The sequence below is a fragment of the Mesorhizobium sp. B2-1-3A genome (assembly GCF_006442655.1).
Taxonomy (GTDB): domain Bacteria; phylum Pseudomonadota; class Alphaproteobacteria; order Rhizobiales; family Rhizobiaceae; genus Mesorhizobium.
The window spans coordinates 276595-301839 of record NZ_VFWK01000009.1; the positions used below are offsets into that span (position 1 = coordinate 276595).

Annotated in this window: 21 protein-coding genes; 7 read left to right on the plus strand and 14 right to left on the minus strand. The window is 64.6% G+C overall.

Annotated features, from left to right (window positions below; translation table 11 throughout):
- From FJ977_RS32255 to FJ977_RS32270, 4 genes are all read left to right on the plus strand, one after another.
- Entirely contained in the window at nucleotides 1-663 is a 663-nt protein-coding gene (locus FJ977_RS32255) for an ABC transporter ATP-binding protein (RefSeq protein WP_140776296.1), read from the plus strand.
- A complete protein-coding gene (locus FJ977_RS32260) occupies nucleotides 656-1339 on the plus strand; it encodes an ABC transporter ATP-binding protein (RefSeq protein ID WP_246683384.1) in 684 nt (227 codons plus the stop codon). Before FJ977_RS32255 ends, FJ977_RS32260 begins: the two co-directional genes overlap by 8 nt.
- Nucleotides 1336-3990, plus strand: a complete 2655-nt coding sequence (locus FJ977_RS32265) for an ABC transporter permease (RefSeq protein ID WP_140776300.1) — start codon at nucleotides 1336-1338, stop codon at nucleotides 3988-3990. Before FJ977_RS32260 ends, FJ977_RS32265 begins: the two co-directional genes overlap by 4 nt.
- Before the next feature lie 130 nt (nucleotides 3991-4120).
- Nucleotides 4121-4375 (plus strand): DUF1344 domain-containing protein, encoded by a 255-nt coding sequence (locus tag FJ977_RS32270; RefSeq protein WP_140776302.1) that lies wholly within the window; start codon nucleotides 4121-4123, stop codon nucleotides 4373-4375.
- Nucleotides 4376-4463: 88 nt separating this feature from the next.
- On the opposite strand, the gene FJ977_RS32275 is transcribed toward FJ977_RS32270, so the two are convergent.
- The 5 genes from FJ977_RS32275 to FJ977_RS32290 form a co-directional block, all read right to left on the minus strand.
- Complete coding sequence (locus FJ977_RS32275; RefSeq protein WP_140776304.1) at nucleotides 4464-5015, minus strand: phosphatase PAP2 family protein; 552 nt, start codon at nucleotides 5013-5015, stop codon at nucleotides 4464-4466.
- A gap of 110 nt (nucleotides 5016-5125) precedes the next feature.
- Nucleotides 5126-6289 (minus strand): glycosyltransferase family 2 protein, encoded by a 1164-nt coding sequence (locus FJ977_RS32280; protein ID WP_140776306.1) that lies wholly within the window; start codon nucleotides 6287-6289, stop codon nucleotides 5126-5128.
- Nucleotides 6286-7812 (minus strand): glycosyltransferase family 39 protein, encoded by a 1527-nt coding sequence (locus FJ977_RS32285; protein WP_181180131.1) that lies wholly within the window; start codon nucleotides 7810-7812, stop codon nucleotides 6286-6288. The genes FJ977_RS32280 and FJ977_RS32285 overlap by 4 nt, the downstream gene beginning before the upstream one ends.
- Before the next feature lie 100 nt (nucleotides 7813-7912).
- Nucleotides 7913-8083: a hypothetical protein gene (locus FJ977_RS36010; RefSeq protein ID WP_181180132.1), complete on the minus strand. Its 171-nt coding sequence runs from the start codon at nucleotides 8081-8083 to the stop codon at nucleotides 7913-7915.
- A 152-nt stretch (nucleotides 8084-8235) separates the two neighbouring features.
- The gene (locus FJ977_RS32290; RefSeq protein ID WP_140776310.1) at nucleotides 8236-8664 is read right to left on the minus strand and encodes an Lrp/AsnC family transcriptional regulator; all 429 of its coding nucleotides are present in this window, start codon (nucleotides 8662-8664) and stop codon (nucleotides 8236-8238) included.
- A gap of 121 nt (nucleotides 8665-8785) precedes the next feature.
- Between FJ977_RS32290 and FJ977_RS32295 the strand changes: the two genes are divergently transcribed.
- A complete protein-coding gene (locus tag FJ977_RS32295) occupies nucleotides 8786-9889 on the plus strand; it encodes a saccharopine dehydrogenase family protein (RefSeq protein ID WP_140776312.1) in 1104 nt (367 codons plus the stop codon).
- Nucleotides 9890-10045: 156 nt separating this feature from the next.
- Here FJ977_RS32295 and lpdA read toward each other — a convergent pair whose 3' ends face one another.
- The 4 genes from lpdA to FJ977_RS32315 form a co-directional block, all read right to left on the minus strand.
- Nucleotides 10046-11440: a dihydrolipoyl dehydrogenase gene (gene lpdA, locus FJ977_RS32300; RefSeq protein ID WP_140776314.1), complete on the minus strand. Its 1395-nt coding sequence runs from the start codon at nucleotides 11438-11440 to the stop codon at nucleotides 10046-10048.
- A 240-nt stretch (nucleotides 11441-11680) separates the two neighbouring features.
- Complete coding sequence (locus FJ977_RS32305) at nucleotides 11681-13075, minus strand: dihydrolipoamide acetyltransferase family protein (protein ID WP_140776316.1); 1395 nt, start codon at nucleotides 13073-13075, stop codon at nucleotides 11681-11683.
- A gap of 1 nt (nucleotide 13076) precedes the next feature.
- The gene (locus FJ977_RS32310; protein ID WP_140776318.1) at nucleotides 13077-14090 is read right to left on the minus strand and encodes an alpha-ketoacid dehydrogenase subunit beta; all 1014 of its coding nucleotides are present in this window, start codon (nucleotides 14088-14090) and stop codon (nucleotides 13077-13079) included.
- Nucleotides 14091-14093: 3 nt separating this feature from the next.
- On the minus strand, nucleotides 14094-15326 hold the full coding sequence (locus tag FJ977_RS32315; protein ID WP_140776320.1) for a 3-methyl-2-oxobutanoate dehydrogenase (2-methylpropanoyl-transferring) subunit alpha: 1233 nt from the start codon (nucleotides 15324-15326) through the stop codon (nucleotides 14094-14096).
- A gap of 455 nt (nucleotides 15327-15781) precedes the next feature.
- Here FJ977_RS32315 and holA point away from each other — a divergent pair, with 455 nt between their 5' ends.
- Entirely contained in the window at nucleotides 15782-16825 is a 1044-nt protein-coding gene (gene holA / locus FJ977_RS32325; RefSeq protein WP_140776324.1) for a DNA polymerase III subunit delta, read from the plus strand.
- Nucleotides 16826-17006: 181 nt separating this feature from the next.
- Here the strand turns inward: holA and FJ977_RS32330 are convergent, their stop codons facing one another.
- The 5 genes from FJ977_RS32330 to mnmE all read right to left on the minus strand — a co-directional run bounded on the left by FJ977_RS32330 (nucleotide 17007) and on the right by mnmE (nucleotide 23145).
- Entirely contained in the window at nucleotides 17007-17894 is an 888-nt protein-coding gene (locus tag FJ977_RS32330) for a ParB/RepB/Spo0J family partition protein (RefSeq protein ID WP_140776326.1), read from the minus strand.
- Between the two features lie 81 nt (nucleotides 17895-17975).
- Entirely contained in the window at nucleotides 17976-18776 is an 801-nt protein-coding gene (locus FJ977_RS32335) for a ParA family protein (protein ID WP_081689605.1), read from the minus strand.
- A gap of 54 nt (nucleotides 18777-18830) precedes the next feature.
- Complete coding sequence (rsmG, locus tag FJ977_RS32340) at nucleotides 18831-19463, minus strand: 16S rRNA (guanine(527)-N(7))-methyltransferase RsmG (RefSeq protein WP_140776328.1); 633 nt, start codon at nucleotides 19461-19463, stop codon at nucleotides 18831-18833.
- On the minus strand, nucleotides 19460-21349 hold the full coding sequence (mnmG, locus tag FJ977_RS32345) for a tRNA uridine-5-carboxymethylaminomethyl(34) synthesis enzyme MnmG (protein WP_140776330.1): 1890 nt from the start codon (nucleotides 21347-21349) through the stop codon (nucleotides 19460-19462). The genes rsmG and mnmG overlap by 4 nt, the downstream gene beginning before the upstream one ends.
- Nucleotides 21350-21813: 464 nt before the next feature.
- The gene (gene mnmE / locus FJ977_RS32350) at nucleotides 21814-23145 is read right to left on the minus strand and encodes a tRNA uridine-5-carboxymethylaminomethyl(34) synthesis GTPase MnmE (protein ID WP_140776332.1); all 1332 of its coding nucleotides are present in this window, start codon (nucleotides 23143-23145) and stop codon (nucleotides 21814-21816) included.
- A 65-nt stretch (nucleotides 23146-23210) separates the two neighbouring features.
- On the opposite strand from mnmE, the gene FJ977_RS32355 reads away from it, so the two are divergent.
- Nucleotides 23211-25229, plus strand: coding sequence for a thioredoxin domain-containing protein (locus tag FJ977_RS32355; protein ID WP_140776334.1), 2019 nt, complete (start codon nucleotides 23211-23213; stop codon nucleotides 25227-25229).
- Nucleotides 25230-25245: the final 16 nt, after the last annotated feature.

Below are 25245 nucleotides of genomic sequence, written 5' to 3' on the forward strand. Positions count from 1 at the left end.
ATGCACGCGTTGGACGTGCATGAAATCTATCGTTTTTTCCATATCGGCGACGACGAGACGGCCGCATTGCGAGGCGTCAGTTTCCACGTCGCCGCCGGCGAGATCGTCGCCCTGGTCGGACCCTCCGGCAGCGGCAAATCCACCTTGCTGGCCTGCGTGACCGGCCTCGACGAACCGGATGGCGGCTATATCGAGGTGGCGGGCGTCCGGCTGACCCGGCGTCCGGAGGCGCATCGCACGCGCGTCCGCGCCGCCAGCTTCGGCATCCTGCTGCAATCGGGAAACCTGTTCGGCCACTTGACCGTCGAACAGAACCTGCGATTGCAGATGCTGCTGGCCAGGAAGCCGGACGACCGGCGAACGGCCAGCCTGCTGGAAAGTGTCGGCCTCTCGCATCGCGCACGCGCTTTTCCGACCGAACTGTCCGGCGGCGAGACGGCGCGCGCGGGCCTCGCCGTCGCGCTGGCCGCCGATCCGCCGATCCTGATCGCCGACGAGCCGACGGCGGAGGTCGATAGCGAGACCGAAGCGCGGCTGATCGCTCATTTCGAGGCGCGGCGCGACGCCGGACTGGCGACGCTGCTGGCGACCCACAGCAGGGCCCTGGCACAGAAAGCCGATCGCATCGTCAGGCTGAAGGATGGGAGGATCGACCGTGGCTGAGACACTCGTCGTTGCAAAAGGCCTCGGGCGAGACTTCCGGGATGGCAACGCCGGTCGGATCGACGTGCTGCGTGATGTCGACTGCGAGATTGCCTCGGGCGCGCGCATCGCGCTTGTCGGGCCTTCGGGCAGCGGCAAGACGACCTTGCTGCATATTCTTGGCGGCCTCGACCGGCCGACGGCCGGTACCGTCGAATGGCCCGGGCTTGGCGCGTTCGAGACCTTGAGGCCACGCCATATCGGTTTCGTATTCCAGTCGCCCAGCCTGTTTCCCGCCCTCACCGCTGCCCAGAACGTCCGCCTGCCCTTGCTGCTGGCCGGCGAGAATACCGGCGCCAACGACATCGCGGTATCGCTTCTGCGATCGTTCGGCGTCGGCGAACTCGGCGACAAGCTGCCGGAGGAACTGTCCGGTGGCCAGGCCCAGCGCATTGCCATGGCGCGCGCCCTGGCCATGGGTCCAAAGCTTGTGCTGGCCGACGAGCCCACCGGGCAGTTGGACAGCCGAACGGCGCTGCGCTTCTTCGACGCCGTGCTCGACCGCCTGGACGGCACCGACATCGCCCTGGTGGTTGCCACGCATGACGAAGCCATGGCCAACCGCATGGCAACGCGCTGGACGATGGATCACGGCCGGCTCACCACCGGGCATCGGCCAGGAGCGGCCGCGGCATGATGGTCCTGCTGTGGATTCGCGGTGTGCTCGCCCGCCGCTTCCTGCGTGTGGCCGGCGCTGCCTTCGGCATCGCGCTGTCGGTCGCCTTGCTGGCGGCGATGTCGCTCTTCCTCGCCGACGCCGGTGCATCGATGACCGCACGCGCCGTGTCGGCGGTCCCGATCGACTGGCAGGTGCAAGTAATCCCCGGTGCCGATCCGGACCTAATAGGCAAGGCGCTGGCGCAAGCCGCTCCGGTCAAGCCCGTGCATCAGGTGCGCTATGCCGACGTCGCCGGCTTCGAGGCTCGGACCGGCGATACGACCCAGACCACGGGCCCCGGTCAGGCGGTTGCTTTCGACAGCCGGTATTCCAGCGACTTTCCGGCGGAAATCCGCTCGCTTTCCGGCACCCTTGACGGCGCGCTGATTGCGCAACAGACAGCCGCCAACCTTCATGTCGGTCCTGGCGACACTGTCTCGATCCAGCGGGTGGGCCTGCCGCCGGCGGAGGTGAGGATTGCCGGTGTGGTCGACCTCCCGGACGCCGACGCCCTGTTCCAGGCTGTCGGCCTGCCGCCCCAGGCCGCGCCGCAGGCCCCACCCGACAATGTCCTCATCCTGCCGCGGGAAGCCTGGCGGCAATTGTTCGATCCGCAGCAGAAGGCCCGCCCCGACACCACCCGGCTGCAATTGCATGTGCGGCTAGCCCGTGAGGCGCTGCCGCCGGATCCGGTCACGGCCTACACTTTTGTCACCGACGCCCAGCGCAATCTCGAGGCAAGGATCGCCGGCCAGGCCATCATTGCCGACAATCTCGGCTCGCGCCTCGGGGCGGTCCGGGAGGATGCGCTGTACGCCTCCGTGCTGTTTCTGTTTCTCGGGCTGCCCGGCGTCGCGCTGGCGGTCGCGCTTACCTTTGCGGTCACCGCGTCCGGCGCCGCACGCCGACGCACGGAACAGGCGCTGCTTCGCGTCCGCGGCGCGACGACCAGGGATATCCTGTTTCTGTCCGCCGCCGAAGCCGCCATGGCGGCAATAGGTGGAACCGCCATCGGAATGGCCGCCGCACCGCTCCTTTCCGGAACCGGACCAGGTTTCAAGGCGACGCTTGGCGTTAACGGCCCGACGTTGCTTCTTGTCGCCTTCTTCGGGCTGCTGGTCGGGTTCATCGCCTTTCTCTATCCGGCCTGGCGCGATGCGCGCTGGGCGACCGTTAGCGCGGCGCGGCGCACCGTGAGCCGGCTACAGGCGCCGCTCTGGCAGCGCCTGTGGCTGGATATCCTGTTGCTCGCGGCGGCGGGATTGTTCTTCTGGCAGTCGGCGAGCACCGGATATCAGGTCGTGCTCGCGCCCGAAGGCGTGGCGGCAACGGCGGTGGACTACAAGGCGTTCATCGCGCCGGCCCTGTTCTGGCTCGGCATGGCGCTGCTGACGATCCGGCTGTCGGCCACCGTCATCGCCCGCAATGGCACGCTCCTGCGAAAGATGGTTGCTCCGGCATCGGGAACACTGGCGCCCGTGGTATCGGCCGCCCTGTCGCGGCAATCGGGGCGGCTGACGATCGGCATTGCGATGACGGCGCTGGCCATCTCCTTCGCCGCGTCGACCGCCATCTTCAACACCACCTACAATGCCCAGGCGCGCATCGACGCCGAGCTCACCAACGGTTCCGACGTCACCGTCTTCGGCACGGCGGACAAGCCCGCCGGAGCGCACTTTGCTGCTCTCGCCTCGCTGCCCGGCGCGGCAGCGGTGGAACCCATGCAGCATCGTTTCGCCTATGTCGGCGCGGACCTGCAGGACCTCTATGGCATAGACCCCAGCCGCATCGGACACGCAACCAGTCTTTCCGATGCCTATTTCAGCGGCGCCAGCGCGGCAGGCACGCTTGCCCTGCTCGCCGCGACGCCGGATGGTGTCCTGGTCTCGGAAGAGACCGTGCAGGATTTCCAGCTCCAGCAAGGCGATACCATCAATCTGCGGCTCATCGACGCCAGGGATCACCAGTATCATCCCGTGGCCTTCAAGTTCATCGGCGTCGCCCGCGAATTTCCGACCGCGCCCAAGGATTCCTTCCTTGTCGCCAATTCGGCCTATGTCGCCCGCATGACCGGCTCCGATGCGTCCGAATACGTGCTGATGCGGGCCAAGGCGGATCCCACGGCGCTGGCGCGGCAGGCTTCGTCGATGCTCACATCCGATCCGTCGCTGAAGGTGGCCGAGATCGGCCAGGCGGCGCATCTTATCGGCTCAAGCCTGACCGCGGTCGACCTCAGCGGCTTGACGACAATCGAACTGGGCTTCGCTGTCGTCATGGCCGCCGCCGCCGCCGGGCTGATGCTGGCGCTGGGATTCATCGAGCGCCGCCGGCCTTTCGCCATCCTCGCCGCGATCGGCGCCAAACCGCGCCAGCTCGCGGCCTTCCTGTGGAGCGAAGGTCTGCTGATCCTTGTCGGCGGCATGGTGTTTGGCCTGCTTTCGGGCCTGCTGACGGCATGGATGCTGGTCAAGCTGCTGACCGGCGTTTTCGATCCGCCGCCAGAGGCCTTGTCGATCCCCTGGCTTTACCTGGCGACCATGCTCGGCCTCGTCGCCGCTTCGGTGGCCGCCGCAGTTTGGTCCGCCAGGCCATCGGCGGGCCAGGCTGCGGAACAGTTGCGCGACCTGTGAGCTGGACGTCGGTTACCTATTTGTAAACTCGCGGCCAGCCCGCCGACAACTCCACGGCCTAGGCTCGTTTAGCCGCTCCAAGGGCCGATGGCCCTGCGGCTTCACAACCAAGCAAAACGGGAAAAAGACCATGAAGAAATCAGCTATCGCGGCCGCAATGATATTCGCCGCCGTATCGTCAACCGGTGCGTTCGCCAAGGCAGCCACGGGCACCATCGCCAGCGTCGACAAGAAGGGCGACTCGATCACGCTTTCGGACGGCAAGACCTTCACCTTGCCGGAAGGCATCGAAGCAGAGACGCTGAAAGTCGGCGAGAAGGTGGTCGTGACCTACTCGACCAAGGCTGGCAAGCTGGCGGCATCGAGCATCAAGCCGGCTAAATAAAACAATGCCACCTGGGGCAATTCCAGGGAACATGCGTAAGGCCGAGGGGCCCGCCGGCAGCGATCCCGACGGCTGTCGGCGGGCTTCTTCAAAGTATTCCAGTGACCAGCCGATCGAGCCGGGTGTCTTCCCGGTACGCGAAGCGAACCAGGACCGCCGCCAGAAAGCCGGTCGCGGCGCCGCCGAGAATGTCGCTGGCGTAGTGGGTTCCGAGATAAACGCGCGACAGCCCGATCAGCAGCGCCGCCGCAAGAAACCAGAATCCGCGCCGGGACAGGCCATGGACAAGGAAGGCGGCCGCGATGGCGAAACTTGCCGTCGCATGATCGGACGGGAACGAGAAATCGACGGTCCTGTCGATGATGAGGTGCGTGACATGTGCTTCGTAAGGGCGGGCCCGTTGCACGAACAGCAGGATCAGCTGGTTGATGCCAAGTCCGATGAGGAACGAAAGACCGGCCGCTATCAGGACATGACGGATGGCCGGATCGGAGCGCGGCACCCACCATTGCGCCACGACCGCCAGCACCAGCAGCGGCACGCCTGCCGTCGAGATCCCGATCATCACGGAATCAATCGTCGGAGCATGTCCGGCCCATGTGTTTATCCAGGCGGTGATCGCGGCGTCGAATTGATACATGCGTGGTCGGCCTCGGTTGGAGTAAGTCCCCAGAAAAGTGCCTGACGGGTTTCCGTCCGGACGCGCGTCAAGGCAAAGAAACGAAACGTTTCCGTGAAACGGGCACCGCTCTATTGGCGGCGCCAGGTGATTGCGGAATTGGTGATGTAGTTCCACGCCGAGCCCACGATTGCGCCGGCAAGGCCGGCAACCCACCAGCGTGAGTGGCCGCTGTAGAGAAGCGTCGACACGCCGACACCTGCCACGACGCCGAAGCTGCAAAGCGCGGCGAACATAAGCAGGCCGGTCAGGAACCGCCAGCCGCGCCGGCGCTGGTCGCGATAGGTGAAGGCGTTGTTCAGCGTGTAGTTGAAGGCCATCGCCGTGAACATGGCTGCCGTCTGGGCGACGGCAAACGACAGGCCGTGCGGCAACAATGCATGCAGGACCGCGAGATGGACGACAACGCCGGCGGACCCGACCAGGCCAAAGGCAAGGAAGCGCGTCGAGATCAGGTCTCCCGACATTTTCGCGACCAGCAGGCCGGCATATTCAAGCGCGACCAGGGAGTCGAGCTTGCTCTGTCCGTGCAGGCGCGGGGCAAACACGTAAGGGATTTCCTTGATCCTGATGGCGCTTGGCGAAGACGCGACAATGTCGAGCAGGATCTTGAAACCTTGCCGCGACAGCCGGGGCGCCACGGCGTCGACGATTTCCCTGCGCAGCATGAAGAACCCGCTCATCGGATCATGGATCGGCGTTCTCAGGAGCAGGCGCGCAAGATACGTCGCCAGCCGGCTGACGCTCGACCGCAGCCTGGTGAATCCGCCATGGGCACTGCCGTCGCTCCCGTAACGGCTGGCAATCACCAGGTCGGCCTCACCGCCTTGCAGGATCCCGAACATGGCGGGCAGGCATGTTTCGTCGTGTTGCAGGTCACCGTCCATGACGGCGACGATCGGCGCCGAGCTCGACAGGATGCCCTCGAGGCAGGCTCCGGCGAGGCCTCGCCGAGCAATACGCCTGATGCCGCGAACCCGGTGATCGCCGGCGGCAATATCGTGGACCGCCAGGATCGTGCCGTCCTTCGAGTCGTCGTCGACAAAGACCACTTCCCAGTCGATGTGCGCCAGCGATTGCCGCAGCCGGGCCACCAGCAGGCCGATGTTGGGGCGCTCGTTCAGCGTCGGAATGACGATCGTCACTTCCGGGCCGCCATGCGCAGCAGTGACGGGCAACGCGCTCTCCGCCATCAACGCCACGCCGGCGTCCTGGTAGGTGGTCGCCTGGTTCATGGCTGTCCCCCGGCCGGCTGCCCATCGGCCTTGGAGAGCGGCGGCGCTACGCGCTTCACCGGCAGGATCAGCATGTCGAAGACCGGAAATCCGGAGATCCGTTGCGTTATGTGCCGAGCGTCGCCGTCGACGACAAACAGGCCGCCGAGATTGTCGCGATAGGCTTTTTCCTGTGCGGCCTCGTCGTCGCGGAAATTCATGGCTCCGATGAACAAGCCGGCGGTTTGGCTGGCGAGTCGCCTGTGGTCCATGAACTGGAAGTGGCGCGGATCTCCGGGAAGCACATCGACCGGAATGTCCGGGCCAAGTTCGTAGCCGAGCTTTGCCGCCTGCATCCAGTTCGAGGCAACGACATATCCGTTGGCGCGCCTGATCTCGTCGGCGACCTTGCTGTCCGTCAGCCCAGACCAGTCGACGAGCTGCCAGTTGACGTCGAACTTCGGCGCCCTCTGGAAAAATGGCCTGGTCAAGGCGCCGGTTGTCGCCTGCACCGCAAATCCGGTGGCCAGAAGCGGAACGACAGCGGCGGCGAGAACGATAGACACGATGAGCAGCGTTCGCCTGCGCATCGAAAATGCGCCGCACCATTGGCCGACGAGCGGAAAGGCAAACAGGAAGCCACTCATCGACCAGTGCGGCAGCGAGTGGGCACTGAACAGGGCGACCAAGTCGAAGAACACGACGGGCAGCGCCGAAAGCAGCACAAAGAAGCGATCCGTTGCCGAGCCGGCCCAGGCACCTCGCCACAGGCACGCCATGGCGACCAGCCAGATCGGCGGCCAAACATAGAGCGCCTGGCCGAGCAATGTGACGGCGAGGTTGCCGGGATGCAGGAGATGGCCTTCGTTGGCGGTACCCCGGCCGGACTGGAATGCCAAGGAAATCCAGCCATGATCCATGTTCCATATTATGACCGGCAGCAGACCAAGTGCCGCGATGGCGCCGGCCACCCATGGCCCGGCGGTTCGAAGCTGGTCCCGCCCGGGTTTCGTCAACAGCAGGACCAGCAGGGCGGAAATGCCGAACAGACCGGCCTGATATTTCGACATCAGCGCCAGCCCGAGCGCCACGCCGGCCACGCACCAGCGCAGAAGGGCAAACCGGGTTTTAGCGCCGAGAAGCATCGGTGCGGCCAGGCAGGCGGCGGCCAGCAGAAAGAAATCAAGCGGCCCGTCAGGAACGACGAAATGGCCGGCGGAGATAAGAAAGAACGGGGCGACCGTATACCAGGCAACGGCCCAGAATGCGGCAACGGCGCCATAGGCGTATCGGGTCAGCGCAAAAAGCAGCAACGCCGACGCAGAGCCGAGCAACACATAGGGAAGTCTCACCACGAGCCGGCATTCGCAGCCGAAAATATCCGCCATGAACCGGGCAAGCGCGAAGCCGATCGGAGGATGATCGAAATAGGAAAGCGAGTGGCTGCGTGACACCACCACCGCATAGGCTTCGTCAATCGAAAGTGGGATGACCGATGCAAGCCCTATCCTGAAGATCAGGAAGACGACGACGAGAAGTGCCATCTGAGAGATCGGGTACGCCGGAAAGGGGCGCGCCGCGCTGGATGTGGGCCATATGGCAACCCCGGCACCTCGCCAGGTCTCGTCGTACTGCATCTGGGCGCTACCAGAACCAGAACAGATGGGTGCCGTAGTCCGGCATCGGCTCGTTTCCGGACATGACGATCAGCACCAAGGCAATGGCCAGCAACACGATGCCGGTCGTGATCCAGATCCACCGGCCAGCCCGGACGGGAATATTGCGCGGTACGGACAAAGCCACCTCTCGGAACACGACAGGCTTTCGGCTTGGGACGGTCTTAGCCGCAGCGGTTCAGGCGTGACACTGCCTCGTCAATCATACTGCCGCCTTGCCGGGTTCTTACAAATCAGTAAGGGGTGGAATTGTTCTCGGATGACCCGGCCCCACACAGCCGGCCCCGACACTCAGCGGTCGATGCGCGTCGACAGGATGATCGACGATGAAGTCCGCTCGACCCCGTCCATGGCGCCGATCTGGTCGAGCAGCGCGTCGAGGTCGCGGATCGACGGGGCGTCGACGATTACGATCATGTCGAAATTGCCGCTGACCGAATGCAGCGTCCTGACCGGCGGCAGCGCCTGCAGAGCCCGCACCACCCTGTCGGCAAGCTTCGGCGTCACGGTGAGCAGCACATGCGCCTTGACCAGCCCCTGCTCATAGTCCGCCGAGAGCCTGACGCCGTAGCCTGCAATGATGCCGCGCTTCTCCAGCCGCTCGATCCGGCTCTGCACCGTCGTGCGCGACACGCCGAGCTGCCGCGCCAGTTCGGCCGTCGAAGCGCGCGCGTTGGCGCGCAGCAGGGAAAGCAGGGCCTGTTCGGCTTCACTGAGCATTTCGACGAATCCCTTCGGCAAATCGACTAATATTAGGGTTCACTCTGCCAGATTCCACACTTCCTTTCGACAGGCAAGCTGCGATGATTCCCGCCGGATAGAAGTGACAGGGGTATTGATCATGAACAACATCGTTATCGTCGGCGCCGGCAAGATCGGCTCGACCATTGCCGGGATGCTCGCCGCGACGGGCGACTACCACGTTACCCTTGTCGACCGCTCGGCGGCACAGCTCGCCGCGGCCGAAGTGCCCGCCGGCGTCGAGACGCTTGAACTCGACATCGCGGCGGTAGGCGCGCTGGAAGCGGCGCTCGCCGGCAAGTTCGCGGTGCTCAGCGCCGCCCCCTTCCATCTCACCACGCGCATCGCCGAGGCGGCGGCCAGCGCCGGCGTGCACTATCTCGACCTCACCGAGGATGTCGTCTCGACCCGCCGCGTCAAGGAACTGGCGCGTTCGGGCAAGAGCGCCTTCATCCCGCAATGCGGGCTGGCGCCGGGCTTCATCTCGATCGTCGCCAATGATCTCGCCAGCCGCTTCGACACGCTCGAAAGCGTGCGCATGCGCGTCGGCGCCCTGCCGCAATACCCGTCCAACGCGCTGAACTACAATCTGACCTGGAGCACCGACGGCGTCATCAACGAATATTGCGAGCCCTGCGAGGCGATCGTCGAGGGCGAGCTGGTCGAAGTGCCGCCGCTGGAGGAGCGCGAGGAATTCTCGCTCGACGGCGTCACCTACGAAGCGTTCAACACGTCGGGCGGGCTGGGTACGCTGGCCGAGACGCTGAAGGGCAAGGTGCGCACGCTGAACTACCGCACCATCCGCTATCCCGGCCATGCCGCGATCATGAAGGCGCTGCTCAACGATCTCGGCCTGCGCCACCGCCGCGACGTGCTGAAGGACATTTTCGAAAGTGCTTTGCCGGCGACGCTGCAGGACGTGGTCATCGTCTTCGTCACCGTCTCCGGCCGCCGCAACGGCCGCCTGCTGCAGGAGACCTACGCCAACAAGATCTATTCGCAGCGCGTCGGCAACCAGGTGCGTAGCGCCATCCAGATCACCACCGCGTCCGGCATCTGCGCCGTGCTCGACATGCTGGCCGACGGCAGCCTGCCGGCGACCGGTTTCGTCAAGCAGGAAGAGATCGCGCTGGATGCATTTCTGGCCAACCGCTTTGGACGGGCCTATGCCCAGCACGAGATGGTAAGCCGGCTGGCGAGCTGAGCTTTTTACCCTCCCCCTTGTGGGGAGGGTCGGCTCGCAATCGGAGCGAAGCGGAAATTGCGAGACGGGGTGGGGGTGAGCGCCGACGGTCGGCGAGGACCCCCACCCCGCTCCGCTTCGCGGATCGACCCTCCCCACAAGGGGGAGGGTAACCGTTCAAATATGCAGCGCGTGGCCCAGCGCCTTCAGCGCCGCTTCCTGGAACCCCTCGCCTTGCGTCGGATGCGCATGGATGGTTCCGGCGATATCCTCCAGCCGTGCGCCCATTTCCAACGCCAGCCCGAAAGCCGCCGCCAGTTCCGACACGCCTTGCCCGACCGCCTGGATGCCGAGCACCAGATGGTTGTCCGCGCGGGCGACGACGCGGACGAAGCCGTCTTCGCCGAGCCTGGTCATCGCCCGCCCATTGGCGGCGAACGGGAACAGGCCGATCTTGACCTCGCCCTGGGCCTTGGCCTCTTCGGGCGACAGCCCTGATGTCACCAGCTCCGGATCGGTGAAGCAGACGGCGGGAATCGAGCGCTTGTCCCAGCCGCGCTTGTGGCCGGCGACGATCTCGGCGACCATTTCACCTTGCGCCATCGCCCGGTGCGCCAGCATCGGCTCGCCGGTGACGTCGCCGATCGCGAAGATGCCGCGCATCGAGGTGCGGCACTGGTCGTCGACCTTGATGAATTTGCCAGCCATGTCGAGGTCGATCTGGTCGAGGCCCCAGCCTTCCGTCACCGGCTTGCGTCCCACCGTCACCAGGATCCTGTCCGCGGCTACCTTGGCGCTCTTGCCATCCGCTGTCTCTACCAGCAGGGCATCGCCCTTCGTTGACAGGCCCTTGGCCTTTGCGCCTGTCATCACCTCGATACCGAGCGCCGCGAGCCGCTTGACGACAGGCCGGGTCAATTCGGCGTCATACTGCGCCAGCACGCGCGGCAAGGCCTCGACCACCGTAACCTTGGCGCCCATTTTCGCGAAGGCCATGCCCAGTTCCAGCCCGATATAGCCGCCACCGACAACCGCGAGTTTCCTGGGAACCTCGCTCAGGGACAGCGCGTCCGTGGACGATATGACAGGCCCGCCAAAGGGAAGAAAAGCCAGCTCGACCGGCGCCGAACCAGTGGCGATGACGATGGTCTCGGCGCGGATCATCTGGCTTCCGGTCTCGGTCTCGACCTCGACGGTCTTGCCGTCGCGGAATGTCGCCCAGCCCTGCACGGTCTTCACGCCAGCCTTCTTGAGCAGGCCGGCGACGCCGCTGTTGAGCCGGCTGACAATGCCGTCCTTCCAGGCGACGGTCCTGGCAAGGTCGAGCGCGGGCGCGGTGACCGAAATGCCGAGCGGGCTCTTGCCGCCGGCCATATGCGACACCTTCTCGAACTCCTCCGCCGCATGGATCAGCGCCTTCGACGGAATGCAGCCGACATTGAGGCAGGTGCCGCCGGGCTTGCCCGCTTCGACGATGACCGTATCGACGCCGAGCTGGCCGGCGCGGATGGCGCAGATATAGCCGCCCGGACCGGCGCCGATGACGAGCAACTTGCAGGAGATTTCTTTCATGTTGGCTGTCCTTTCGGCGACGGTCGATACGCGCCTTCCCTTCTCCCCTTGTGGGAGAAGGTGGACCGGCGCGACAGCGCCGAGACGGATGAGGGGTGCTCCAGGGAACGCCGACGCCTCATTCCGCTGGAACACCCCTCATCCGTCGCCTGCGGCGACACCTTCTCCCACAAGGGGAGAAGGTGGAGCTCAAACCCCGACGCCGGCGCCTTCTGAACCGTTTCGATCAACTCATCGCCCTCAATCCACGAAAATCAAAGCCGGCGTTTCCAGAAGCGCCTTGATGCGCTGGATGAACACAGCCGCATCCCAACCGTCGATGACGCGGTGGTCGAAGCTCGACGACAGGTTCATCATCTTGCGCGGGATGAACTGCGTGCCGTCCCACACCGGCCGCACCATCATCTTGTTGACGCCGATGATCGCCACTTCCGGATGGTTGATGACCGGGGTCGTCGCCACGCCGCCCATCGCGCCGAGCGAGGTGATGGTGATGGTCGAGCCCGATAACTCCTCGCGCGTCGCCGTGCCGGACTTGGCCGCCTCGGCCAGCCTGTTGACCTCGGCGCCGCAATCCCAGATGTCGCGCGCCTCGGCATGCTTGACCACAGGCACCACCAGCCCCGACGGCGTCTGCGCGGCGATGCCGATATGGATGCCGCCATGCTGGTGGATGATGCCGGCTTCGTCATCGAACAGCGAATTCAGATTGGGCTGGTCTGATATCGCCTTGACCATCGCCCGCATCAGGAACGGCAGCAGCGTCAGCTTCGGCCTCTCCACCCCACCCCTGGCGGCGCGCTTTTCCTTGTTGAGCGCGGCGCGCAGTTCCTCCAGCGCGGTGACGTCGATTTCCTCGACATAGGTGATGTGCGGGATGCGCGACTTGGACAGCGTCATCTTCTCGGCGATCTTGCGCCGCAGACCGACCACCTTGATGTCCTCGACCGTATCGTTGCGGGCGAGGCCCTGTGCCTTGGCGACCTGCGGCCCGCGCGCCAGGAACGCTTCGATGTCCTCGTGGCCGATGCGGCCGGCTGGGCCGCTTCCGGCAACTTGTCTCAGATCGATGCCAGCCTCTTTCGCGCGCAGGCGCACGGCCGGCGACGCCAGCGGTTTTTCGCCTTCCGGGCGCGGCGCGCCGGATGGCGCTGCACCTCCAGAAGCCGGCGCAGCACCCCCACCCCTAGCCCCTCCCCACAAGGGGGAGGGGGATTCGGTCCCAGCAGCTCGTTCGCTCTTCGCGGTACTTGCAGAGGATGTCGAGCCCGTCTTCGCTTCGACCTTGGGGGGTGAAGCGCCTCCCCCTCCCCCTTGTGGGGAGGGGTTAGGGGTGGGGGTAGGTGCCGCCACGGCCTCTGCCGATTTTGACCCTTCGGCAACATTGCCGTCACCCGCAACTTTCAGCCGCACGATCGGCGAGCCGATCGCCACCGTGTCGCCGATCTCGGCGCCCAGCCACAGGATCTCGCCATCGACCGGCGAAGGAATTTCGACCGTCGCCTTGTCGGTCATAACGGCGGCAAGCACCGTATCCTCGCGCACGATATCGCCGACCTTGACATGCCACTCGACGAGCTCGGCCTCGGCGACGCCCTCGCCGACATCGGGCAGCTTGATGATGTGCTCACCCATGTCAGGCCTCCAGGGTTTCGATGAGCGCGCGGCCGACGCGGGCGGGACCGGGGAAATAGTCCCATTCCTGCGCGTGCGGATAGGGCGTGTCCCAGCCGGCGACCCGCGCCACCGGCGCCTCCAGATGATAGAAGCAGTTTTCCTGCACCAGCGCCGACAGCTCGGCGCCGAAGCCGGAGGTCAGCGTCGCCTCGTGAACGACGACGCAGCGCCCGGTCTTCTTGACCGACGCGACGATCGTGTCGAGGTCGAGCGGCAACAAGGTTCTGAGATCGATGATCTCCGCATCGATGCCGGTCTCCTCGGCCGCTGCTTGGGCGACATAGACCATGGTGCCGTAGGCAAGCACGGTAACCGCCGAGCCCACCCTGCGGATCGCCGCCTTGCCGAGCGGCACGGTGTAGTGGCCGTCGGCGACCTCGCCGAGTTCATGCTTCGACCACGGCGTCACCGGCCGGTCGTGATGGCCATCGAAGGGACCATTGTAGAGCCGCTTCGGCTCGAGGAAGATCACCGGATCGGGATCCTCGATCGCCGCGATCAGCAGCCCCTTGGCATCATGCGGGTTGGACGGCACCACCGTCTTCAGACCCGACACGTGGGTGAACAAGGCTTCCGGGCTCTGGCTGTGCGTCTGGCCGCCAAAAATGCCGCCGCCAGTCGGCATGCGCACCACGATCGGACAGGTGAAATCGCCGTTCGAACGGTAGCGTAGCCGGGCCGCTTCCTGGGTCAGCTGGTCGTAGGCCGGATACATGTAGTCGGCAAACTGAATTTCCACGCATGGCTTCAAACCATACGCAGCCATGCCTATGGCCGAGCCGACAATGCCGGATTCGTTGATCGGCGCGTCGAAGCAGCGGCTCTTGCCGTATTTAGCCTGCAGGCCATGGGTAACGCGGAAGACGCCGCCGAAGAAGCCGACATCCTCGCCGAAGACGACAACTTTCTCGTCGCGCCCCATCGACACATCCATGGCGTCGCGGATGGCCTCGATCATGGTCCGTCTTGGCATGGCTCAGACTCCCGCCTGCTGGCGCTGGCGTCTGAGATGCGGCGGCATCTCGGCATAGAGGCCCTCGAACATGTCGCGTGTCGACGGCTTGCCGCCGGCATGCAGCGTGCCGTGGCTTTCCGCCTCCTTCTGCGCCGCGATCACCGTGTCGAGGATCTCGGCTTCGGCCTGCGCATGCCGCTCGTCCGACCAGACGCCGAGCCCTATCAGATGGTTCTTCAGCCGCACGATCGGGTCGCCGAGCGGCCAGGCGTCGGATTCGGTCTTCGGCCGGTAGGCGGAAGGATCGTCCGAGCTGGAATGCGCGCCGGCGCGGTAGGTGACGTATTCGACCAGCGTCGGCCCGAGATTCTTGCGCGCGCGCTCGGCCGCCCATTTGGCCACCGCATGCACGGCGAGATAGTCATTGCCGTCGACGCGCAGCGACGGGATGCCGAAACCGAGCCCCCGGGCCGCGAACGTGCCGGAGCCGCCGCGTGCGATGCCTTGAAAGGTCGAGATCGCCCACTGGTTGTTGACGACGTTGAGTATCACCGGCGCCTTGTAGGTGGAGGCGAACACCAGGGCCGAATGAAAATCGGATTCCGCCGTCGAACCGTCGCCGATCCAGGCCGCGGCGATCTTCGAATCGTTCGAGATCGCCGAAGCCATCGCCCAGCCGACCGCCTGGATATACTGCGTAGCCAGATTGCCGGAGATCGAGAAGAAGCCGTGTTCCTTCGAGGAATACATGACCGGCAGCTGCCTGCCCTTCAGCGGGTCGGCCTCGTTGGAATAGATCTGGTTCATCATGGTGACCATCGGATAGCCGTCGGCGATGAGCAGGCCGGCTTGGCGATAGGTCGGGAAATTCATGTCGCCCGGCTCGAGCGCCTTGCGGAAAGCGCAACTCACCGCCTCCTCGCCCAGATGCTGCATATAGAAGGAGGTCTTGCCCTGTCGCTGCGCCATCTGCATGCGCGCATCGAAGGTCCGCAGCGTCATCATGTGACGCAGGCCTTCCAGCAACTCGTCATCGGAAAGCAGCCCGGCCCAGGGGCCGACGGCTTCGCCATTGCGGTTCAACACGCGGATGATCGAAAACGCCATGTCGCGGATGGTGCGCGGATCGACGTCGATATCGGGGCGCGGCACCGAGCCGGCCTTGGCGATGGTCACATTGGAGAAGTCAGGCGTGCCGCCCGGCCGCACTTCCGGCTCCGGAACGTGAAATCGCAACATCCCAGCATCGGCCATGACCTTTGTCCTCCAATGTTGCCTGGCGCCGATATTTGCACATCCGCGCCGCCAGACCAGAGCGAATTCGTCGGGCAAGCCTTTCGCATCGGACCAGCGACGCCGGCCCATCCAGCCTCCCGAGTACAAGATGAAGATATGTCCGCGAAATTTCTTGTCGATGTTTCATCGCGGCGCGCAATTTGGCGCAAGATTGGCCCGGGGTTTCCGCCAGATAAGGCAACTGGAGGGCGGACCATCGTGCGGTCTCCCTTCTCCCCTTGTGGGAGAAGGTGGATCGCCGCGTAGCGCCGAGACGGATGAGGGGTGTTCCAGCGGAGTGGGGCGTTGGCGTTTCCTGGAGCACCCCTCATCCGTCGCCTTCGGCGACACCTTCTCCCCACAGGGGGAGAAGGAAAGAAGAGTCGGTGCCGATCGCCATTCACCCCAACCCCACATCATGCTAACCACCCTCCATGGCACAGAAGAAAGCTTTCGAGGTCGATTCCTGGCTGGCGCGGCCCGATCCGCGCATCTCCATCGTCCTGCTTTATGGCCCCGATCGCGGGCTCGTTTCCGAGCGCGCGAAAGCCTTTGCCGAGAAGACCGGCCTGCCGCTCGACGATCCCTTCTCCGTGGTGAGGCTCGAAGGTTCCGAGGTCGACCGCGACGAGGGCCGCCTGCTCGACGAGGCCCGCACCGTGCCGATGTTTTCCGACCGGCGCCTGCTTTGGGTGCGCAATGCCACCGGCCAGAAGGCACTGGCCGAGGACGTGAAGGCGCTGACGGCGGAACCCGCGCGCGATGCCATCATCCTGATCGAGGCCGGCGATCTCAAGAAGGGCGTTGGGCTGCGCGCCGTGGTCGAGAGCGCGGACAACGCCATGGCGTTGCCGTGCTACGCCGATGAGGCGAGGGATATCGATACGGTCATCGATGACGAGCTGCGCAAGGCCGGCATGTCGATGACGCTGGAGGCCCGCCAGGCACTGCGCCGCAATCTCGGCGGCGACCGGCTGGCTTCGCGCGGCGAGATCGAAAAGCTCGTCCTTTATGCCCACGGCCAGAAGGAGATCGGGCTGGAAGAGGTGCGGGCGATGTCGGGCGACGTATCCGGCGCCTCGTTCGATGAGGCGGTCGACGCGCTTCTCGAAGGCAAGGTCGGCGATTTCGACACCGCCTTCACCCGCCACTGCCAGTCCGGCGGCCCGCCTTTCCTGGTGCTGTCCTCGGCGATGCGGCATTTGCAGCAGATCCAGGTCATGCGCGGCCAGATGGATTCTGCCGGCCGCAACGCCGCCTCGGTCGTCGCCGGCGCGCGCCCGCCGGTTTTTTTCTCGCGACGCAAGCTGGTGGAAAAGGCGCTCGAGCGCTGGAGCAGCGAGGCGCTCAGCCGCGCGCTGACCCGGCTGCAGACCGCCGTATTGCAGACGCGGCGGCGACCGGATCTCTCGGTGGCGCTGGCACGGCAGGCGCTGCTGGGGATTGCGGTGGAAAGCGCGAGGCTGTGGCAGCGGTAGGCGCGCCTCTCCTTCTCCCCTTGTGGGAGAAGGTGGATCGGCGCGCAGCGCCGAGACGGATGAGGGGTGTTCCAGCGGAGTGAGGCGTTGTGTTCCCTGGAGCACCCCTCATCCGACCTCACTTCGCGAGGCCACCTTCTCCCACAAGGGGAGAAGGGAAAGTAAGAAATTCGCCGGCTAATTACCGATCCTGCTTCAACCTGCGGCACAGCTCATCGAGCTGCTCCAGCGAACGATAGGAAACGCGAAGCTCGCCGCCCTTGCCCTTGTGATCGATGGCCACGATCATGCCGAGCGTATCGGTCATCAGCTTTTCCAGCGCCAGCGTGTCGGTATCCTTTTCCGGTGCGGCTTGCGCCTGCTTTGGCTTGGCCGGCGTCGGACCCGCCGGCATCTGGGCCAGCGCCTCGGCCTGGCGCACCGAAAGACCTTCCTCGACGATGCGCTTGGCGAGACCCGCCGGATCCTCCGCCGTCACCAGCGTGCGGGCGTGGCCGGCCGACAGCGCGCCGTCGACCAGCATGTCGCGGATCACCTCCGGCAGCTTCAGCAGCCTGAGCGTGTTGGCGACATGGCTGCGGCTCTTGCCGATGACGTTGCCGAGATCGGCCTGTGTATAGCCGTGCTCGTCGATCAGCTGCTGGTAGCCCAGCGCCTCCTCGACCGCGTTGAGGTCGGTGCGCTGGACGTTCTCGATGATCGCCAGCTCGAGCGCGGTGCGGTCGTTGACTTCGCGGATGATGACCGGGATCTCGGTCAGCCCGGCGCGTTGCGCCGCCCGCCAGCGGCGCTCGCCGGCGATGATCTCGTAGCGCCCGGCCTGCGTCGGCGACGGCCGCGCCACCACCGGCTGCACCACACCATGTTCGCGGATCGACTGGGCGAGGTCGGTCAGTTCGGCGTCGCCGAAGTGCCGGCGCGGGTTCTTCGGGTTCGGGCTGAGGAACTCGATCGGCACCTTGCCATCTGCGCTCATGCCGGGCTTTTCCGGTGCCGCCGGGCGATCGATCTCGCCGATCAGTGCTGCCAGGCCACGCCCCAGTCTTTTCCTCGAGAGATCTTCGCTCATCTTTATTCCAAGTCTATTTTAGATAATTGTCTTCAGATCGTTTCGGTATCGAATCGGCTGTTAATCATGCATCCGGTCTAATCAAGCGGCGCGCAATTTGCGCTCGCGGCGGATCACTTCCGAGGCCAGTTGCAGATAGGCCTGGCTGCCCGAGCACTTCAGATCGTAGAGAATCGCCGGCTTGCCGTAGGAAGGCGCCTCGGACACCCGCACATTGCGCGGAATGATGGTCTCGTAGACCTTGTCGCCCATATGCTGGCGCACATCCTGCACCACCTGGTTGGCCAGATTGTTGCGGCCGTCATACATGGTCAGCACGATACCCTGGATGGTGAGGTCCGGATTGATCGACCGGCGCACCTGCTCGACAGTCTCCAGCAGCTGGCTCAGGCCTTCGAGTGCGAAGAACTCGCATTGCAGCGGCACCAGCACCGAATCGGCGGCCGCCATCGAGTTGAGCGTGAGCAGATTGAGCGACGGCGGGCAGTCGATCAGCACATAGCCGAACCCGGCCGAACGCGCCGAGGCCGCACGCAAGGCATTGCGCAGCCGCAGCACCCGGTCGGGCGCCGAGGCGATCTCCATCTCGATGCCGAGCAGATCGAGCGTCGAAGGCACGATAGACAGGCCAGGCACGGCTGTGGGAATGGCCGCGGCTTCCAGTTCCAGTTCGCCCGTCAGCACATCGTAGGACGACACGGTCCGGTCCTTGCGGTCGATGCCGAGGCCGGTGCTGGCATTGCCTTGCGGATCGAGATCGACGATCAAAACCTTTTCGCCGATCGCGGCCAGAGCGGTGGCCAGGTTGATGGCAGTGGTGGTCTTGCCGACGCCGCCCTTCTGGTTGGCTACGGTGATGATTCGGGGGCCGTTCTTCATCATGGGTTTATGCCAGAAATTCATTTTGGGTCGCCAGATAGCTCGACACGTCGAAGGTCAGACAGGTCGCAGATTTGACAGTTCAAGGATGACGCCATGCGGGTCCGTCACACTGGGATGTTCTACCAGATCGAAGGACCATCGGTTAACGCTTTCTTGCACTTCCGCGCGATAATCCCGGCCTTTGTGGAACAGCCCGCGCGCGCCTGATATCAGCCACGGCACCGACAGGTCGAGAAGGACCGAAAGCGAGGCGAGAGCCCGCGCCGTAACGATTTGCGGCGTCGTAACAAGCACATGGCTGTCCTCGATGCGGCGCGCCACGACCCTAGCCGGCAGGTTGAACTGGCCGACGACAGCCTGCAGGAACGAAGCTTTTTTGCGGTTGCTTTCCACCAGATCGATACTGGCCCCTGGGCGCTCGGCGAGCAGGAAAGCCATGACAAGGCCTGGAAATCCGCCGCCGGAACCGATGTCGGCCCAACGCAGAGCACTGGGTTCTATGCGGGCGAGCTGTGCGCTGTCCAATATATGGCGTTGCCAGACATCGCCCGACGTCGACTGCGCGACGAGATTGATGCTGCGGTTCCATTTCTGGAACATCTGTTCGAACGCCACCAGGCGGTCGAATGTTTCACGTGAAACCGGGCCGGCGGCCGCCTCCAGCCTCTCCAGGGAAAAAGAGCTCACGCAACATCCTTTTGTTCGCGCTGGAGCCTTTGCGCGCTTTCATGATGCCGGACATGGGCGACGATGATCGCCAGCGCCGCCGGCGTCATGCCCTCCATGCGCTGGGCATCGGCAATGGAACGCGGCCGCCGTGCCTGCATCTTCTGCTTCAATTCATTCGACAGTCCGGGAACGCCGGTGAAATCGACCGTCTCGGGGATCAGCCGGCTCTCCTCATGGCGAATCTGCGCCACATCCGTCTTCTGGCGGTCGAGATAGACGGAATATTTCGCCTCCGTTTCGAGGCGCTCGGCGGTCTTGGCATCGATCGCGGCAAATTTCGGCTCAATCCTGGCCAGCCAGGCGACATCGACGCTGGGATAGGCCAACAATTCATAGGCGGACCGGCGCACGCCGTCGCGATTGATCTCCAGCCCGTGCCGCGCCGCCTCGTTGGGCGTCATGGTCAGGGCATTGGCCAGCTCCCGCGCCGCGTCGAGACGCTGCATCACCTCACCATAGCGTTGCCTCCGCCGCGCCGAAGCGATCCCCAACCTCTCCGCCAGCGGCGTCAGCCGCTCATCGGCATTGTCTGCGCGCAGCGACAGGCGGAATTCGGCACGCGAGGTAAACATCCGATAGGGCTCGCTGATGCCCCGGCTGGTGAGGTCATCGACCATCACCCCGATATAGGCTTCGGTGCGGCTGAGCACGATCTGCTCGCCGCCCGCCGCCCGCCGCGCCGCATTGAGCCCCGCAAGCAAGCCTTGTCCGGCGGCCTCCTCATACCCGGTCGTGCCGTTGATCTGCCCGGCAAGGAACAGTCCGGCGACCCGCTTGGTCTCAAGCGTCTGATGCAGCTCGCGCGGATCGACATGATCATATTCAATGGCATAGCCGGGCTGCAGCATCACCGCGCGCTCCAGCCCCGGAATGGTTTTGAGGATATCGAGCTGCACATCCTCGGGCAGTGAGGTCGAAATCCCGTTCGGATAGACCGTATCGTCGTCAAGCCCTTCCGGCTCGAGAAAGATCTGATGGCCGTCCCGGTCGCCGAACTTGACGATCTTGTCTTCGATCGACGGGCAATAGCGCGGGCCGACACCTTCGATGGAGCCGGAATACATGGCGGAGCGGCCAAGGTTGGCGCGGATCAGTTCATGCGTGGCTGATGTCGTGCGCGTGATGCCGCAGTCGATCTGCGGTGTCTCGATGCGGTCGGTCATCAGCGAGAACGGCACCGGATCCTCATCCGCCGCCTGGCGGTCCAGCGAAGCCCAGTCGATGGTCTTTCCGTCCAGCCGTGGCGGCGTCCCGGTCTTCAGCCGGCCAAGCCTGAAGCCTGCCCTGTCCATCGTCGCCGACAGGCCCAGGCTCGCCTGCTCGTTCATGCGGCCGGCAACAATCTTCTTCTCGCCGATATGAATGAGGCCGCGCAGGAAGGTACCGGTCGTCAGGACCACGGCGCCGCAAGCCAGCCGCCTGCCGTCCGCCAGCAGAACGGCGGCGATCTTGCCGTTGTCGATCTCGAAATCCAAGACCTCCGCCTCGACCACGTCGAGATCGTTCTGCTGCCGAATCGCTTCTTGCATAGCAAGGCGATAGAGCTTCCTGTCGGCCTGCGTGCGGGGCCCGCGGACCGCCGGGCCCTTGCGCCGGTTGAGCAGGCGGAACTGGATGCCGGCGGCATCCGCCACGCGACCCATCAGGCCGTCCATGGCGTCGATCTCGCGAACCAGATGGCCCTTGCCGAGGCCGCCAATCGCCGGATTGCATGACATGACACCGATCGTGGCGAAGCGCAGTGTCACCAGCGCGGTCCTGGCTCCGGCGCGCGCGGCGGCGCTCGCCGCCTCGCACCCCGCATGGCCGCCGCCCACCACAACCACATCATAGTGATCGGTCATTTCAAATGTCCCGGACTCAAAGATTGAGGGACACATGTCCCCGCAGGGCGAGCCTGTCAAGAAAACTTCGCCGCAAGTTTCACGTGAAACAAAGGATTACCTACCCTCCCCCTTATGAGGAGGGTGAGCGTAGCGCCATGTTTCACGTGAGTCACAGCTGTTTCACGTGAGTCATGGCCACGCATCGCCGAGGCGTCCCAACTTCGTCATCCACGGGCGGAGCAGCCGCGCAGCGGCGTCGCGGAGACCCGAGGATCCATTCCGTCACCCGGGATGCAGGGTGCAGCGGAACAAATCCTGCGCCGCTGCGGAGCGTCGGAGTCCCGGCATGGATCCTAGGGTCTGCGCCGCGTCGCTTCGCTCCTTGCTTCGCCCTAGGATGACGAACCTGTTGATGTCGCCGCTCAATTATCAGCGACGAGCACCCGAGCCGGTCTCCGACCCAACTCATTGTTTCACGTGAGTCATTTCCCGATACAGAACTGCCCGAAGATCACATCGAGCATATCCTCGACATCGATGGCGCCGACGATCCGGCCAAGCCGATCCGCCGCCAGCCGCAACTCCTCCGCGCGCAGTTCCTGGCCCGCGGCGCCGTTATCGGTGGCGCGAAGCAGATGGCGATTGGCCTCGCCGAGCAGTTCGACATGGCGCAGGCGCGATGGCAGAACATCGCCGACATCACCGGCAGCTTCCGCCGCGCGCCGGCCGATTTCAGCAAGCAACGCCTCCACGCCTGTCCCCTTTACGGTCGAAATAACAAGGTCATAGCGACCGGCCGCATCCCGAGCCGCCTGCTCATCCAGCAGGTCGACCTTGGTGCCGACGCGCAGCAAAGGTGCCGTACCCGCGAACGGACCAACGCCTCGGGGAGACAAACTATCTTCGAGCAGCAGTAAGAGATCGGCGCGATCCGCCTTGGCCCGCGCCTTCTCGATGCCGATTGCCTCTACCTTGCCCGGCGCATCGCGCAGCCCGGCCGTATCCGTCAGCCTGACGCGCATCCCATCGAGATCAAGCAACACCTCAAGCAGGTCCCGTGTTGTGCCCGGCTCATCCGTTACAATAGCTGCATCGCGTCGCGCCAAGGCGTTGAACAGACTCGACTTGCCGGCGTTCGGCGCACCAAGGATGACGACTTCGAACCCCTCACGGATGATTTCGGCGGTGCGAAATCCGGCGACGTGGCGATCGATTTCGGCGATCATCACACGCACGTCAGACCAGACCGTATCCGAAACGGAACCCGGCACATCGTCTTCATCGGCAAAGTCTATCTCGGCCTCAATCATGGCACGCGCATGAATCAGCCGCCGGCGCCAGCCGAGATAAAGCGCGCTCTGAGCGCCCTCGGCATTCTGGATGGCAAAGCGGCGCTGCGCCTCGGTCTCGGCATTGACCAGATCCGCCAGCGCCTCGGTTTCGACCAGGTCGACCTTCCCATTAAGAAAGGCTCTACGCGTGAATTCGCCCGGCTCCGCCTGCCTGACGCCGTCAAAAGCAACGATCGTCTCCAGCATTCTGGCCACAACCGCGCGTCCGCCATGGACATGGAATTCGGCCACGTCCTCTCCGGTAAAGCTGGCCGGGCCCGGAAAGAAGACGACAAGTCCGCTGTCCAGCACCGATCCATCCGGCGCCCTGAACGTGCGCAGAACCGCCGCACGCGCCTTAACCATATCGCCGGCGATCGTTTCGACTACGAATCGAGTTTGCGGACCGGAGATGCGCAGCACGGCAACGCCGGCCGGAAGCCGGCCGCTGGACAGCGCTACGATCGAATCGCCTGAAATCATTTGCCCGCTCTGCTGAACCGCCCTAGCTTTCGCCACACGCTGAACCGAGTTACCCGAGTTCCATTGTGACATTGCCCGCGCAAAACCTGCTTGCCGACGAGGCCAGCCCCTACCTGCAGCAGCACAGCGGCAATCCCGTCCATTGGCGGGCCTGGTCGCCGGCTTCGCTCGAGGAAGCCAAGGCCCTCGACAAGCCGATCCTGCTTTCCGTCGGCTATGCCGCCTGCCACTGGTGCCATGTCATGGCCCATGAAAGCTTCGAGAATGACGCGGTCGCCGCCGTCATGAACCGTCTGTTCGTCAATATCAAGGTCGACCGCGAGGAGCGCCCGGACATCGACCAGATCTATATGGCGGCTTTGTCCTCGATGGGCGAACAAGGCGGCTGGCCGCTGACCATGTTCCTGACCCCTGACGGCAAGCCGTTCTGGGGCGGCACCTATTTCCCGCGAGAATCGCGCTATGGCCGCCCGGGATTCACCCAAGTGATGGAAGCGGTCGACAAGGCCTGGCGGGAAAAGCGCGCCAGCCTGAACCAGAGCGCCGACGGCCTGACCAGCCATGTCGAAGCGCGGCTCTCCGGCACACAAGCCAAGGAAAGCCTTGACCGCGGTACACTGAGCGACCTCGCCGGCCGCATCGGCGGCATGATCGATCGCGACCTTGGCGGCCTGCGCGGCGCCCCGAAATTCCCCAACGCGCCATTCATGCTCACGCTCTGGTTGTCCTGGCTGCGCGACGGCAACGCCACGCATCGCGACGACGTGCTCATCAGCCTCGAACAGATGCTCGGCGGCGGCATCTACGATCACATCGGCGGCGGGCTCAGCCGCTACTCGACCGATGCCGAATGGCTGGTGCCGCATTTCGAGAAGATGCTCTACGACAATGCGGAGCTCGTCCGCTTCTGCAACTGGGCCTATGCGGCGAGCGGCAATGATTTGTTCCGGATACGAATCGAAGAGACGGTTGAGTGGCTTCTGCGCGAAATGCGCGTCGACGGCGGCGCTTTCGCCGCCAGCCTGGACGCCGACAGCGATGGTGAGGAAGGTCTTTTCTACACCTGGAGCCGAGAAGAAGTGGAAACCGTCCTGGGCGACGATTCCTCGTTGTTTTTCAATTACTTCACACTTTCCAGCCCGCATGGCTGGGAAGGCAAGCCGGTTGTCCACCAAACCCGCGCCCAGCAAGCCCAGGGCGTGGCCGACCGCGAACGATTGATCCCCCTCACGGCGCGGCTTCTGGCGGTCCGGGAAGAGCGGGTCAGGCCGGGCCTGGATGCAAAGACCCTCACCGACTGGAACGGCCAGATGATAGCCGCGCTCGCCGGAGCCGGCCGCTCGCTGAAACGGCCCGACTGGATCGAAGCGGCGGCAAAGGCCTTTGCCCATATCGTCGCGGCCAGCCACGACAAGCGCCTGCCGCACTCCATGCTCGGCCCGAGAAAACTCTTCCCCGCACTGTCGAGCGATTATGCCGCCATGGCCAACGCCGCGATCTCGCTGTTCGAAGCGTCAGGCGATTGGAATTATATCGATCAGGCCAGCGGGTTCGTCGAACAACTCGACCGTTGGCACGCCGACGCCACGGGGACGGGTTACTATCTGACCGCTTCGGACAGTACCGACGTGCCGATCCGCATCAGGGGCGATGTCGACGAGGCCATTCCGTCAGCCACCAGCCAGATCATCGAAGCGCTGGTCCGGCTCGCCTCCGTTACCGGCGATCTCGATCTGCAGGAAAAGGCCTGGCAGGTCGCCGAGTACGCGGCCGGCCGCGCCGCACATCAGGCCTACGGCCAGGCGGGCATCGTCAATGCCTGTTCGCTCGCAATCGAGCCCCTGAAACTGGTCATCGTGGACAGGCCGGAAGATCCGAAGCTCGTTCCGGTTGCGAATCGATGCCCTGACCCACGCCGCGTCGACATCATCACAACGATTGGTTCGGAGGCGAATCGACCACTGCTGCCCGGCGGCATCTTCCCGCCAACCAACAGGCCGGGCGCATGGCTTTGTACCGGCCAGGTCTGTCTGCCGGCGGTGACGGATGCCGAGGAGTTGGAGCAGCTGTTGCGGCGAAAGTGAATCGCCAACCCCGGCG